Source organism: Amaricoccus sp. (genome assembly GCF_017993425.1).
Classification (GTDB): domain Bacteria; phylum Pseudomonadota; class Alphaproteobacteria; order Rhodobacterales; family Rhodobacteraceae; genus Amaricoccus.
Map to the genome: position 1 here is coordinate 26,225 of NZ_JAGOMQ010000022.1, position 14,210 is coordinate 40,434.

Sequence of the window (14,210 nt, forward strand, 5' to 3'; positions counted from 1 at the left end):
GCCCCGCAAAGCAGGAGACACGGGAATGAGCAACGCAACCGCGACCACCAAGCCGGTCGACGCCGCGCCCGCATCGGCCGGCGGAAACGCCGCCCTGGCCTGGGTCCTGCACAATGTCGTCTGGATCTGGCTCGTGGCGCTCGTCGTCTTCTTCGGCGCGTTCAACGAGTACTTCCTGACCGTCTTCAACCTCCAGAACGTGATGGTTCAGGCGACGGTGCTCGGCATGCTGGGCCTCGCCATCGCGCTGCCGCTGCTCGTCGCCGAGATCGACCTGTCGATCCCGGCCAACGCCGGCTTCTCGTCCGCCATCGGCGTGCTCGCCTATTCCGACCTCGGCCTGCCCTGGTTTCCGGCGATGCTCGCCGGCCTCGCCGTCGCGACGCTGATCGGCTTCCTCAACGGCCTCTGCATCACCCGGCTCCGGATGGTCTCGCTGATCGAGACGCTGGCGATGATGATCATCCTGCAGGGCGCGCTCCTCGCCATCACCCAGGGCAAGACCCTGACCAACCTGTCGGACGGCTATGTCTGGATCGGCCAGGCGGCGATCGGCGGCTGGCCCGTGATGCCGCTGGTCTTCCTCGTCGCGCTCGCGGCGATCGGCGTGATGCTGCGGCGGACGGTCCTCGGGCGCAGCATCTACGCCGTCGGCGGCAACCCGGTCGCCTCGAACTCCGCCGGCATCCGGGTCGATCGGGTGAAGATCACCGCCTACACGATCTCCGGCCTGCTCGCCGGAATCGCCGGCTACCTGCTCGCCTCCTGGCAGATGGCCATCACCTCGAACCAGGGGTCGAGCTACCTGCTCTACGCCATCGCGGCCCCGATCATCGGCGGCGTCTCGGTGTTCGGCGGCCGCGGCAACGTCCTCGGCGTGCTCGGCGGCGTGCTGCTCTTGACCGTCATCCAGGTCGGGCTCGCGATCATCTCGGTGCCCTCGTTCTACGTCGGCATGATCGGCGGGGTCATGATCTTCATCGCCGTCGCCATCGACGCCTTCCGGGTCCGCTACTTCAGCTGAGGTCGCGGCCCCGCCAGCAGCGGAGACCATCCATGCCGTTCACGCCCAGGGGCAAGCACCTGATCGCCGGAGAATGGGTCGAGGGCGGCGACGCCTTCGCCTCCGCGCCGGCGCAGGGACCCGCGCACAGCTTCTCGGCGGGCACGCCCGCGCTGGCGGCGCGCGCCGCCGCCGCCGCCGAGGACGCCTTCTGGATCTATGGATACTCGAGCCGGGAGGAGCGGGCGGCCTTCCTCGACGCCATCGCCGAGGAGATCGACGCCCGCGGGCCCGACATCACCGAGATCGGCGTCCAGGAGACCGGGCTTCCGGCCGCGCGCCTCGAAGGCGAGCGCGGCCGGACCATCGGGCAGTTGCGCCTCTTCGCGGCGCATATCCGCGACGGCGCCTATCTCGACCGCCGGGTCGACGCGGCGCTCCCGGACCGGCAGCCGGCCCCGCGCCCCGAGATCCGGATGATGCAGCGCCCGGTCGGACCGGTCGCGGTGTTCGGCGCCTCGAACTTCCCGCTCGCCTTCTCGACGGCCGGCGGCGACACCGTCGCGGCGCTCGCCGCCGGCTGTCCGGTGGTGGTGAAGGGCCATCCCGCCCATCCCGGCACGGGCGAGATCGTCGCCGAGGCGATCCTCGCGGCGATCCGCCGGACCGGCATGCCGCCGGGCGTCTTCGGCCTCGTCCAGGACGGCGGCCCCGAGGTCGGCGCCGCGCTCGTGACCGATCCCCATGTCAAGGCCGTGGGCTTCACCGGCTCGCTCGGCGGCGGCCGGGCGCTCTTCGACCTCTGCGCCGCGCGGCCCGAGCCCATCCCCTTCTTCGGCGAGCTCGGCAGCGTCAACCCGATGTTCCTCCTGCCCGCGGCGGCGGAGGCGCGCGGCGCGGCGATCGGCGCGGGCTGGGCCGCCTCGCTCAGCCTCGGCGCCGGCCAGTTCTGCACGAACCCGGGCATCGCGGTGGCGGCGGACGGCCCGGCCGCCGACGCCTTCGTGGCCGCGACCAGGGCGGCGCTCGAGAAGGTCGGCTCCCAGACCATGCTCACGGAGGGGATTGCCGAGGCATACCGGCGGGGCAAGGCGCGCCTGGCGGGGAACGCGGCGGTGCGGGAGCGCCTGGCGTCGGATGCGGGGCCACGGGAGGCCACGCCAACCCTCCTCGAGACCACGGGCGACGCCTTCCTGGTCGATCCCGACCTCGGTGAGGAGGTCTTCGGCCCGCTCGGCCTCGTGGTGCGGGTGAAGGACGCGGCGGCGATGCTGGCGGTTGCAAAGGCGCTCGCCGGGCAGCTCACCGCGACGATTCACATGGACGACGCCGACCGCCAGACCGCACGAAAGCTCCTCCCCATCCTCGAGCGCAAGGCTGGCCGGATTCTCGTGAACGGCTTTCCGACGGGCGTGGAGGTCGTGGACTCCATGGTCCACGGCGGACCTTATCCCGCATCGACGAACTTCGGCGCGACCTCGGTCGGAACTCTCTCGATCCGCCGCTTCCTTCGTCCGGTGAGCTACCAGAACCTGCCGGAGGACGTGCTTCCCACCGGCTGAGCCGGCGCCACGCCGGAAGCTGAGCCCGTGTGGCTTAGATGCCGCGCAGTGCGGCACGGGTCATGCCGTTGATATCGCTCCGGAAAAGTATTGACGGGGCAGTTGTCCACAGGCGGTGGTGGCGACCCCGGCGTGACTCGAACACGCAACATTCTGCTTAGAAGGCAGATGCTCTATCCGGTTGAGCTACGGGGCCGCAGGCGGCGGGGCGAGTCGCCCGCCGCGCGGGGATGGTGTCGCATGGACCCGCGGGCTGCAACCCTGCCGCGCTGCGCCGCGTCGGCGCGCTGCCGGGGAGGCCGCCGCCTGGCGGGCGCGGGCGCGGGCCGCGGGCCTGGTCGATCGCCCGAAAATCCGCTGGAAACCATCGACTGGCGACAGGTCCGTGGCTTTTCGAAGGGCGCCCGGCGGCAAACCGCCTAAAGGGAGGCGGGAGCGGAATAATCGCCTTGCAAGCTGTTCCGAGAGCCTGCGCTGCGACGGCTCCCGCGACGCCGGTGAGCGCCGCGGCCGCGCGGGGCCAGGCGCCGCCGCCGGCGACGACGGCCGGGACGTCCGGCCAGAGCCGCAGCCGGCCGACCCGGACCCCGCGGCGGGCGAGCGCTCGCGCCCGTCGCCGCGCCGGGCCCGGAGCCGCCGCCGGCGACCGCTGCCGCGACGTCCGGCCGGAGCCGCAGCGGGCCGGCGCCCCGGCGGCGCGGGGAAACCTGCCCCGGCAGGGGAAGGGAGCGAGGGGCGGCGCCACGACAGGCGCCGACGGGCGGGCCTTCGGGGCGGTCGCCGTGCGGCGGCAGACGACGGGCCGCCGGGGCGGCCTCAGGCGACGCGGGTCACGGTCAGCCGGCGGGTCTCGCCGTTGCGGGTGCGCCAGTCGAAGGAGGCGCCGGCGCTGAGGCCGATCAGCGCCACGCCGATCGGGGTGAGCACGGAGACGCGGGCGTTGGCGATGTCCGCCTCGGGCGGCATCACCAGCACCACGGAGGTCTCGCGGCCGGTGGCCTCGTCGCGGTAGGTCGCCTCGCGGCCGAGGCCGACGACGTTGGCGGGAAGCTCGCCCGGGGCGACGACGCGGGCGCGCGCGATCTCGTCGAGGAGCCGGCCCGCCACCTCGGGAAGCTGGCGCAGCGCGCCTTCCGCCGCGGCGGCGAGCCGGTCGGCCTGGGTGGCGTCGAGGACGATGTCCGGGGCGCGCGGGGCGTCGGACGCGGGTCTGGTCGGCATGTCTGCCTCCTGATCGGGATGCGGGTCGCCGCCGGCGGCGGCTGTGGGGGGAGGGCAGGCGAGCCTTGCCTGCGCGACGGTCCGGAGACCGGCGCGGCGGGAGCTTCCTGCGGATGAGATGCCCCGGGCGACGGGAACGGCGCGCGCCTACCTCGCCCGGGGCAGGGAGCGGTTGAGGAGACGGGCCCCCCCGGAAAGGACGTGTCGGCGCGCGATCATGATCCCCCAGAGCTATCGCGGCAGGCGCTTGCTGTCAAACCGGGCGGGTCCGGGCTCGCCGGGGCGGCGCGCCGGGAGCTGGCGTCGGGCGTTGTCGCGGCCGCCGTTCCGGCGGTCAGAGGCCTGCCTCGAGGCGGTCGAGGAGGGCGGCGAGCATGGCGTCGCAGCGGGCGAGCTGCTCGGTCGTGACGTACTCGTCGGGGCGGTGGCCCTGCGCCATCGAGCCGGGGCCGCAGACCACCGTCGGGACGCCGAGCCGCTCGTGGAAGAGGCCGCCCTCGGTGCCGAAGGCGACCTTGATCGTGCCGTTCGCCCCGGTCAGGCCCTTGACGAAGGCGACGGCGGCGGCGTCGGGGGGCGTGCCGAGGCCGGGGTAGTCCATGAACTCGGCGATCTCGATCGCCGCGTCCGGGTCGGCGGCGGCGGCGACCACGCGGGCGGCGGCGGCGTCTATCTCGGCGCGGAGCGCGGCGGGGTCGTCCTCGGCGAGGTGGCGAAACTCGAGGTCGAGCTCGCAGCGGTTCGGCACGATGTTGAGCGAGGCCCCGCCGGCGATGCGGCCGACATGGACGGTGGTGTAGGGCACGTCGTAGTCGCCGTCGCGCCGCCCGGTCGCGACGATGCGGGCCTGCAGCGCGCGCAGCTCCGCCGTGAGGTCGGCGGCGAGGTGGATGGCGTTCATCGCCAGCGGCGCGAGCGCGGAGTGGCCCTCGCGGCCGCGGCAGACGGCGCGGAGCCCGCGCTTGCCCTTGTGGCCGGTGGCGACCGCCATCCCGGTCGGCTCGCCGACGATGCAGAGGAGCGGGCGGACCGGGGCCTGCGCGAGCAGGTCGATCAGCGCGCGCACGCCGATGCAGCCCACCTCCTCGTCGTGGCTGAGCGCGAGATGGAGCGGCGTCCTGAGCGGCCGGCGCGCCGCCGCCAGCGCGCAGGCCAGCGCCGCGGCGACGAAGCCCTTCATGTCCGCCGCGCCGCGGCCGTAGAGCCGGCCCTCCGCCTCGGTCAGCCGGAAGGGCGGCCGGGTCCAGGCCTGCCCCTCGACCGGCACCACGTCGGTATGGCCGGAGAGCAGGACGCCCGGGCGGTCGGCCGGGCCGATGGTGGCGTGGAGGTTCGCCTTGGTCCCGGTGGCGTCGGGGACGACGAGGAGGCGCGCCCCGGCGGCGGCGAGGAGGTCGCGCGCCCACTCGATCAGCGGCAGGTTCGCGGCGGCGCTGACCGTCTCGAAGGCGATCAGCCGCTCGAGGATCGTCCGCGTGTCCATCCATCCGCCTCCCCGCCGCCGCGCCCCGCCAGCAAAGCGCAAGCCCGCGCCGGAGGGAAGGGGCGCCGCGCGGCGGCCGGCGCGGCGGGTCCCGGACCGCGCGCGCCCCGACCCGCCGCCCCACACTGCACGACGCCTGTCTGCTCTGCTGGATCCTTGGGGCGCGCGCGCCGACCGACCGAAGCGGGCTTGCCCGCGAGGCCCGGCGCGACAGGCGAAAGCACGGCTTTCGCCGCGCCGACGGCTGGAGCGCGGTTGCGCGCGGAAGCCGTCAGGGGTGAAGATTTCTGCGGAAGCGCGCAATCCGTCCGTGAGCGCCCCGGCGAGCGCGGAATCGCGCTCGCCCCCCGAGGGGCGATCGCGGACGGATTTGCCGCGGGTCAAATCCGTCTGGCGTCAGTGTCGCGGCCCATTCCTCCCGGTCCGTGGCTTCAGCCGGGATGTGTGAATGCCGTAGCCCGCAGGGGCGATCGCGGACGGATTCGCCGCGGGTCAAATCCGTCTGGCCGCGGCGGCGCGACCTGCTTCCGGCCGGGCTTCCGCTCCGCTGTCGCGCAGTGACCCGCCGCCGCTCCGACCCCACGCCCGCCCGGCGCCTTGATGGCGCCGGGCGGGCTTGCTAAGCCGCGGGGCGTAGCGCATCGGGGCGGGGCGATGGCCAGGAACGGGGTGGGCGAGGATCGGGCGAAGGCGGCCGCCGTGCGGCCCTTGCGCGCGCTGGCGCCGTTCCTCGCGCCCTATCGCGCCATGGTCTGGGGGGCGCTCGTCGCGCTCACCGTCACCGCCGCGCTCTCCCTCGCCCTGCCGTTCGCCGTGCGCAGGGTCGTCGACGGGTTCTCGGTCGAGTCGGTCGGGCTGATGGACGCCTACTTCGGCGCCGCCATCGGCATCGCGGCGCTGCTCGCCCTCGGCACGGCGCTGCGCTTCTATCTCGTCACCCGGCTCGGCGAGCGCGTCGTCTTCGACATCCGCAAGGCGGTCTACGACCGGGTCATCGGCATGAGCCCGGGCTTCTACGAGCGGATCATGACTGGCGAGGTGCTGTCGCGGCTGACCACCGACACCACGGTGATCCTCGCGGTGATCGGCTCGGCCGTCTCCGTGGCGCTGCGCAACGCGCTGACGCTCGTCGGCGCGCTGGCGCTCCTCTTCTACACCAGCCCGAAGCTCACCGCGCTCGTCCTCGTCGGCGTGCCGCTCGTCGTCGTGCCGATCCTCGCGCTCGGCCGGCGGCTGCGCGGCCTGTCGCGCGAGAGCCAGGACCGCATCGCCGAGGGCGCGGCGCAGGCCACCGAGACGCTCCTCGCCGCGCAGACCGTGCAGGCCTACACCCACGAGGCGGCGAGCCGGGCGCGCTACGCCGCGGTCGCCGAGGCGGGCTTCGACGCGGCGCGGCGGCGCATCGTGGCGCGCGCGGTGCTGACGGCGATCGTGATCTTCCTCGTCTTCGCCTCGATCGTCGTCGTGCTGTGGATCGGCGCGGCGGACGTGCGCTCCGGCGCGATGAGCCCGGGCGAGCTGGTGCAGTTCGTCATCTACGCGGTGCTGGTGGCGGGCTCGGCGGCGGCGCTCTCCGAGATCTGGGGCGAGCTCCTGCGCGCCGCCGGGGCGACCGAGCGGCTGGTCGAGCTCCTGCACATGGAGGACGACATCCACGACCCCGCCGACCCCGTGGCCCTGCCGGCGCGGGTCCGCGGCGAGATCGCCTTCGAGGACGTGACCTTCCGCTATCCGGCGCGCCCGGAGATCGCCGCGGTCACCGGCCTCGCCTTCCGCGCCCGGCCGGGCGAGACGGTGGCGATCGTCGGCCCCTCGGGCGCCGGCAAGACCACGATCCTGCAGCTGCTGATGCGCTTCTTCGACCCGGATTCCGGGCGGATCACCCTCGACGGGACCGACATAGGCAGCGTGACGCGCTCCGACCTGCGGCGGCAGTTCGCGCTGGTGCCGCAGGAGCCGGCGATCTTCGCCGCCTCGGCGCGCGAGAACATCCGCTTCGGCCGGCCCGAGGCGAGCGACGCCGAGGTCGAGGCGGCGGCGCGCGCGGCGGCGGCGCACGAGTTCCTCGTGCGGCTGCCGCAGGGCTACGACACCTTCGTCGGCGAGCGCGGGGTGATGCTCTCGGGCGGCCAGCGCCAGCGCATCGCCATCGCCCGGGCGATCCTGCGCGACGCCCCGGTGCTCCTGCTCGACGAGGCGACGAGCGCGCTCGACGCCGAGAGCGAGCGGGCGGTGCAGGCGGCGGTGGAGCGGCTGGCCGAGGGGCGGACCACGCTCGTCATCGCGCACCGGCTCGCCACGGTGAAGCGCGCCGACCGCATCCTCGTCTTCGAGGAGGGCCGCATCGTCGCCGAGGGCGCCCATGGCGCGCTGGTCGCCGAGGGCGGCCTCTACGCCCGCCTCGCCCGCCTCCAGTTCACCGACGGCGCCGCCTGACGCCCCGGGCCGCCGGTGGGTCGAGGCGGCGTCGTCGTCCGCGACGGCGCCCGCCGGGAGACATGCGCATGTCTCCCGGCTCGACGCGGAGCGGCAAGTGCCGGGACGGCGGAACCTCGAAGTGAATCGCACGGCGCCGCGAAACGCGGCGCTGATAACGACGCAATGATTCTCACCGTTCATATTCAAAATATTTCAAAATATATTTGCGCGCAAATCAGATCCGCACACCGCACGCCGCGTATGTAGTGCTGACTGCCCATATCACGGCGTCGTCCATTCGCCGCTACCCGTGCGGAGAGTCCTGCACGACCGCAACACGAAACCTCCGAGCGCAATCATCCTCCGGTTCCCGCGGGGAAACCGCGAAACCCGCGCACCGCCGCAGCGCGCCGCGGGCGGAACGGCTGAGCCGGGGCGACGCCGACGCGGCGCCTCCCTCCGCCCGGTCAGGCGCGGAAGCCCGGGGCCAGGAGACGGGCGATCCTGGGGCGCAGCGCCGGGGCGAGATCCTCGGCGATCAGCCCCGGGCCGGCCTCCTGACCGGCCTCGCCGTGCAGCCAGACCCCGGCGCAGGCCGCCTCGAACCCCGGCAGCCCCTGCGCCAGCAGCCCGGCGATCACCCCGGCGAGCACGTCGCCCGAGCCGGCGGTGGCGAGCCAGGGCGGCGCGTTCGCGTTGATCGCGGCGCGGCCGTCCGGCGCGGCGATGACGCTGTCGGCGCCCTTGAGCACCACCACCGCCCCCGACCGCGCCGCCGCCGCGCGCGCCCGCGCCAGCCGCGAGCCGGAGAGGTCGGGGAAGAGCCGCGCGAACTCGCCGTCATGCGGCGTCAGCGCCACGGGCGCTTCCCGCGCCGCGACGGCGGCGAAGAGCGCCGAGGGGGCGGGAGCGAACAGCGTCAGCGCGTCGGCGTCGAGAAGCACCGCGGCGGGGGAGGCGAGCGCCGCCTCGACCAGCGCGCGCTCCGCCGGGCCGGTCCCGAGGCCCGGCCCGAGCGCCACCGCGTTGAGCCGCCGGTCGGCCAGCATCCCGGCGAGCCCCCCGGCGCCGTCCACGCGGCGCAGCATCACCGCCGTGAGATGCGCCGCGTTGACCGCGAGCGCGCCGGGCGGGCTCGCCAGCGTGACGAGCCCCGCGCCGGCGCGCAGCGCCGCGCCGGCGGCGAGCCGGGCGGCGCCGGTGCGGCTCATCGGCCCGGAGACGACGACGGCGTGGCCGCGCCGATACTTGTGCGCGTCCCAGCCGGGGCGGGGCAGGGACCCCGCCCAGAGCGAGGGCAGGTTCTCGAAGGTGCGGGGCGCGATCTCCGCCAGCGCCGCCGCCGGGATGCCGATGTCGGCGACTGTGACCCGCCCGCAGAGCGCGCGCCCCGGATAGAGCAGGTGCCCCGGCTTCTTGCGGAAGAAGGTCGCGGTCGCCGCCGCGGCGACGCAGGGCCCTGTCGGCGCGCCGTCGTCGGCCGGCAGGCCGCTCGGCACGTCGACCGCGAGGACCGGCGCCGGGCCTTCGTTCATCGCCGCGACCAGCGCCGCCGCCGCGCCGTCGAGCGGCCGCGTCAACCCGGCGCCGAAGAGCGCGTCGACGACGACAGCCGCCTCCGGCAGCGTGCGCGCCAGCGCCGCGGCGTCCTCGATCGCCCCCGGCCAGCGATCGCGCGCGATCGCCGCGTCGCCGCGCAAGGCGGCCGGCGCGCCGAGGAGCGCCAGCCGCACCTCTCGCCCCGCCGCCGCCAGCAGCCGCGCCGCTATGAGCCCGTCGCCGCCGTTGTTCCCCGGCCCGCACAGCGCCAGCACCGGCCCCGAGGGCGCCAGCGCCGCGGCGGCCCCGGCGACGGCGCGCCCCGCCGCCTCCATCAGCGTCATCCCCGGCACGCCGGCCGCGATGGCCAGCCGGTCCGCCCGGCCCATCTCGGCGGCGGTCAGCACCTCGTGCATGTCAGCGCCGCGCCATCGCCGCCCGGATCCGCAGGTATTCCGAGATGTTGTCGAGATCGACCACGCCCACGAGCCGCCCCTGGCTCAGCAGGCACACCAGCCGCCCCTCGCCGCCCTGCAGGCTGCCGAGGAGCTCGGAGAGCGTCGCCGAGACGTCGGCCACCAGCGGCCGCCCCATCGCCGAGCGCACGTCCCCCGCCGCCCCGCGCTCGTGCAGCGCCTTGAGAAGCCCCGCCTGGCTCAGCACGCCGACGAGCCGCCCCGCCTCGATCACCGGGAAGTCCTTCTGCGCGCCGGCGAGCGTCAGCTCCACCGCCCGCGACAACGGCTCCTCCGGCCCGAGCACCGCGAAGCTCGTCATCATCGCCCGCGCCGCCGGCTGGCTCGCCAGCCGCGCCTCGGCCTCCATGGCGCTTGCCTCCGTCCCCGCTCCGATCCACACGAAGGCCGCGATCAGGATCAGCACCGGGTTCCAGTAGAGGCCCAGGAGCCCCAGCCCCACGGCGAGCGTCTGCCCGACCGTCGCCGCCACCCGCGTCGCCCGCACCCGGTCCATCCGCATCGAGAGCAGCGCCCGCAGCACCCGCCCGCCGTCCATCGGAAAGGCCGGGATCAGGTTGAAGACCGCCAGCGCCAGGTTGGCGGTCAGCAGGCTCGGCAGGAAGTCGAGCCGCCCCACCTCGGCCGCCAGCAGCGACCCCGGCCGCCCGGCCGCCTCGATCAGCAGCCACGTCGCCCCGGCGATCGCCAGGTTCACCGCCGGCCCGGCCAGCGCCACCACGATCTCCTGCCGCGGCTCGCGCGGCATCGATTCGAGGAGCGCGATCCCGCCGATCGGCAGGAGCGTGATGTAGCGCGTCGCGATGCCGTAGCGCCGCGCCGTCAGCGCGTGCCCGTACTCGTGCAGCAGCACGCAGACGAACAGCATCACGATCAGCGACAGCCCGGCCAGCACCCCCGCGAGCGTCCCGGTCTGCGACCAGTAGACCGCCGCGAAATACGCCAGAAGCGCGAAGAACGTGGCGTGGACATAGACATCGATGCCGGCGAAGCGGCCGAGTTTCGCGGACCATCGCATCGCTGGCTTCCCTGTCGCGCCGGTTGCGGACATGCTGCCCCGGAACCCGGACCCCGTGCAAGCGGCGTCCCGCCGCGCCGCCCGCTCCACCCTTGCCCCTCCCGGCGCAAGGGCGCAGATCCACCCGGCGCCCCGGCCGCAGGCGGGGGCGCCGCCATCCCGCCCGCAGGCAGGGCGCGCCCCGAACCCGGCGCCCCGCCCTCCGGCAGGGGCGCGGCAACCCGGCGTCCCCGCCCGCAGGCAGGGGCGCCGCCGCAACCCGGCGCCCGCCCGCAAGGGCGCGCCCTCGACCCGGCGCCCCGCCCGCAGGCGGGACGCCGCCGCATCCCGGCGCCCCGGCCCGCAGGCAGGGGGCGCGCCCACCTCCCGGCGCCCGGCCCGCAGGCAGGGCCCGCCCGCATTCCGGAGCCCGCCATGAGCACCCGCAACCTCCACCACGCCCTCGCGCCGCGCGCCATCGCGGTGGTCGGGGCCTCCGAGCGGGCGGGCTCGCTCGGCGCGGCGGTCATGCGCAACCTGCTCGCCGCCGGCTTCGCGGGCCCGATCTACCCGGTCAACCCGCGGCTCGACCGGGTGATGGGCCGCGACTGCCTGCAGGGCGTCGACGACCTGCCCGACGGCGTCGACCTCGCCGCGGTGGCGACGCCGCCCCTCGTCGCGCCCGACTCCGTCGCCGCCCTCGCCCGGCGCGGCGTCCCCGTCACCGTCGTCCTCACCGCGGGCGTCAGCGCCGCCGGCCAGCGCGTCATGCTCGACGCCGCCCGCCCGCGCGTCATGCGCATCGCCGGGCCGGACGCGCTCGGCCTGATGATCCCCGGCGCCGGCCTGAACCTCAGCGCCGCGCCGCTCTTCGCCCGGCCCGGACGGCTCGCGCTGATCTCGCAGTCGGGCGCCATCGCCACCACGCTGATCGACTGGGCGGCCGAGCGCGACATCGGCTTCAGCCACGTGGTCAGCTTCGGGGCGATGGCGGACGTCGACGTCGGCGACTGCCTCAACCTCCTCGCCGCCGAGGGCGGCGCGCGCGCGATCCTGCTCTACCTCGAGACCATCCCCTCGCCGCGCAAGTTCCTCTCCGCCGCCCGGGCGGCGGCGCGCATCAAGCCGGTGATCGTGCTCAAGGCCGGCCGCAGCCCGGTCGCCGCGGCGGCGGCGGCCACCCATGCCGGCGCGCTCCTCGGCGCCGACGCCGTCGTGGACGCGGCGCTGCGCCGGGCGGGCGTCCTGCGCGTCGACGGGCTCGCCGAGATGTTCGCCGCCGCCGAGACCGTCGCCCGCTTCCGCCCGCTCGACCGCGCCCGCGTGGCGATCGTGACGAACGGCGGCGGGGCCGGCATCCTCGCCGCCGACCGCCTCGCCGCCGCCGGGGCCGAGTTCGCCACGCTCGCCCCCGCGACCCGCGCCGCGCTCGACGCGGCGCTGCCGCCGGGCTGGGCCGGGCCGAACCCGCTCGACCTGATGTCCGACGCCACGCCGGAGCGCTACGCCGCGGCGCTCGAGGCGATCTCCGCCGACCCGGGCGTCGACGTGACGCTGACCTTCAACTGCCCGGCCGGCGTGTCGGATTCCGAGGCGATCGCCACGCGGGTCGCCGGCCTGACCGAGAGCGGCCGCATCAAAGGCAAGCCGGCGCTTACCGGCTGGCTCGGCGGCGCCGCGGCGCGCGGCTCGCGGGCGATCCTGCGCGCCGCGGGGCTCGCGAGCTACGACACGCCGGGGGCCGCGGCCGACGCGGTGCGCCACCTGACCGAGTGGGGCCGCGCGCAGGCGGCGCTCCTCCAGGTGCCGGACCGCAAGCGCGACGACGCGATCCGCGGCACGCCGCCCGGGGCGCGCGAGGCGGTGCAGGCGATCCTGCGGCGGGCGGCGGCGGACGACCGCGGGCTGCTGACCGCCCCCGAGGCGGCGGCCGTCCTCGCCGCCTACGGCGTCCCGGTCGCCCCGGTGCGCGTCGCGGCCACCCCGGTCGAGGCGGGCGACGTCGCCGCCGACATGCTGATCGAGCACCGGGCGCTGGCGGTGAAGCTGTTCTCGCCGGACGTCTCGCACAAGTCCGACGTCGGCGGCGTCGTCCTCGACGTCGTCACCCCGCAGGGGGCGGAGGAGGCGGCGCTCGACATCGCCGGCCGGCTCGCCCGCGCCCGCCCGGAGGCGCGGCTCGCCGGCTTCGTGGTGCAGCCGATGATCCGCCGCCCCGAGGCGCAGGAGCTGATCTTCGGCGTGGCGCAGGACCGGGTGTTCGGGCCGAGCATCGTCTTCGGCGCCGGCGGCGTCGCGGTCGAGCTGGTCGAGGACGTCGCCGTGGCGCTGCCGCCGCTCGACGCCTCGCTCGCGGCCGAGCTGGTGTCGCGCACCCGGGTGGCGCGGCTCCTCGCCGGCTACCGCAACCGGCCGCCGGCGAGCGCCGACGCGATCCACGGGCTCCTCGTCACGCTCTCGCACATGGTCGAGGACCTGCCGGCGCTCACGAGCCTCGACGCCAACCCGGTGCTGGCCGACGCCGCCGGCGCGATCGTGCTCGACGCCCGGATCGAGATCGACCCGTCGCTGGTCGACGTCGCGCCGCCGAACCCGCGGCTGGTGGTGCGGCCCTATCCCGGCGACTGGTCGCGCGCGGTGGGGCTCAAGGACGGCGCCTACCTGATCCGGCCGGTGCTGCCGCTCGACGCGCTGCTCTATCCGGACTTCTTCGCGAAGCTCGACGACGAGGACGTGCGGATGCGCTTCATGGCGCCGCGCCGCCACTTCCCGCAGGAGATGGCGCTGCGGCTGACCCAGCTCGACTACGACCGCGAGATCGCCTTCGTCGCCATCGCGCCCGACGGCTCGCTCGCCGGCGTGTCGCGGCTCGCCTGCGACCCGGACCACGAGAGCGGCGAATACGCGCTGGTGGTGCGCTCCGACCTCGCCGGCCGCGGCATCGGCACGATCCTCATGCGCCAGCTCCTCGACTACGCCCGCGCCGACGGGGTGCAGCGCGTCGAGGGCATGGTCCTCGCCGAGAACGCCCCGATGCGCGCCCTCGTCACCCGCCTCGGCTTCACCATCGAGCTGATGCCGGAGGACCCCGGCGTGGTGATGTCGCACCTGACCCTGTAGGCGCCTTCGACCGACCGAAGCGGGAGGCCCGGCGCGACAGGCCAGGGCGCCGCGTTCGCCGCGCCGGCCGCCGGAGCGCGCCGCCCCGGCCCGCCTTCCGGGCCGGGCTTCTTCCGGGCGAGATCCAGGCACACTGCACGACAATGGAAAGGAAGCCCGGCCGGGAGCAGGTCGCGACGGCGCCGCCAGACGGATTTGACCCGTGGCAAATCCGTCCGCGATCGCCCCTCGGGGGGCGAGCGCGTTGCCGCGCTCGCCGGGGCGCTCACGGACGGATTGCGCGCTTCCGGAGAAATCTGCGCCCCCCACGGCTTCCGCGCGCAACCGCGCTCCAGCCGTCGGCGCGGCGAAAGCCATGCTTTCGCCTGTCGCGCCGGGCCCTCGCGGGCGA

General features: G+C 75.5%; 8 protein-coding genes and 1 tRNA gene. 4 read left to right on the forward strand and 5 right to left on the reverse strand.

All coding sequences use genetic code 11. From position 1 onward, the window contains the following. The first annotated feature begins 25 nt into the window (after positions 1–25). The gene (locus KBB57_RS11910; RefSeq protein ID WP_290750321.1) at positions 26–1,024 is read left to right on the forward strand and encodes an ABC transporter permease; all 999 of its coding nucleotides are present in this window, start codon (positions 26–28) and stop codon (positions 1,022–1,024) included. 32 nt (positions 1,025–1,056) lie between these two features. After that, the gene (locus KBB57_RS11915; RefSeq protein WP_290750324.1) at positions 1,057–2,565 is read left to right on the forward strand and encodes an aldehyde dehydrogenase (NADP(+)); all 1,509 of its coding nucleotides are present in this window, start codon (positions 1,057–1,059) and stop codon (positions 2,563–2,565) included. Positions 2,566–2,684: 119 nt separating this feature from the next. Here the strand turns inward: KBB57_RS11915 and KBB57_RS11920 are convergent. From KBB57_RS11920 to argE, 3 genes are all read right to left on the reverse strand, one after another. Further along, positions 2,685–2,761: transfer RNA gene (locus KBB57_RS11920), tRNA-Arg, on the reverse strand. Positions 2,762–3,381: 620 nt separating this feature from the next. Next, a complete protein-coding gene (rnk, locus tag KBB57_RS11925; RefSeq protein WP_290750326.1) occupies positions 3,382–3,786 on the reverse strand; it encodes a nucleoside diphosphate kinase regulator in 405 nt (134 codons plus the stop codon). 334 nt (positions 3,787–4,120) lie between these two features. Next, positions 4,121–5,269, reverse strand: a complete 1,149-nt coding sequence (gene argE / locus KBB57_RS11930) for an acetylornithine deacetylase (RefSeq protein WP_290750329.1) — start codon at positions 5,267–5,269, stop codon at positions 4,121–4,123. 654 nt (positions 5,270–5,923) lie between these two features. Here argE and KBB57_RS11935 point away from each other — a divergent pair. Then, a complete protein-coding gene (locus KBB57_RS11935) occupies positions 5,924–7,705 on the forward strand; it encodes an ABC transporter transmembrane domain-containing protein (protein WP_290750331.1) in 1,782 nt (593 codons plus the stop codon). Between the two features lie 449 nt (positions 7,706–8,154). Here KBB57_RS11935 and KBB57_RS11940 read toward each other — a convergent pair whose 3' ends face one another. Further along, a complete protein-coding gene (locus tag KBB57_RS11940; protein WP_290750333.1) occupies positions 8,155–9,642 on the reverse strand; it encodes an NAD(P)H-hydrate dehydratase in 1,488 nt (495 codons plus the stop codon). 1 nt (position 9,643) lies between these two features. Continuing rightward, positions 9,644–10,720, reverse strand: a complete 1,077-nt coding sequence (locus KBB57_RS11945; protein ID WP_290750336.1) for a site-2 protease family protein — start codon at positions 10,718–10,720, stop codon at positions 9,644–9,646. 414 nt (positions 10,721–11,134) lie between these two features. On the opposite strand from KBB57_RS11945, the gene KBB57_RS11950 reads away from it, so the two are divergent. Further along, entirely contained in the window at positions 11,135–13,819 is a 2,685-nt protein-coding gene (locus KBB57_RS11950; RefSeq protein ID WP_290750338.1) for a bifunctional acetate--CoA ligase family protein/GNAT family N-acetyltransferase, read from the forward strand. Positions 13,820–14,210 lie beyond the last annotated feature (391 nt).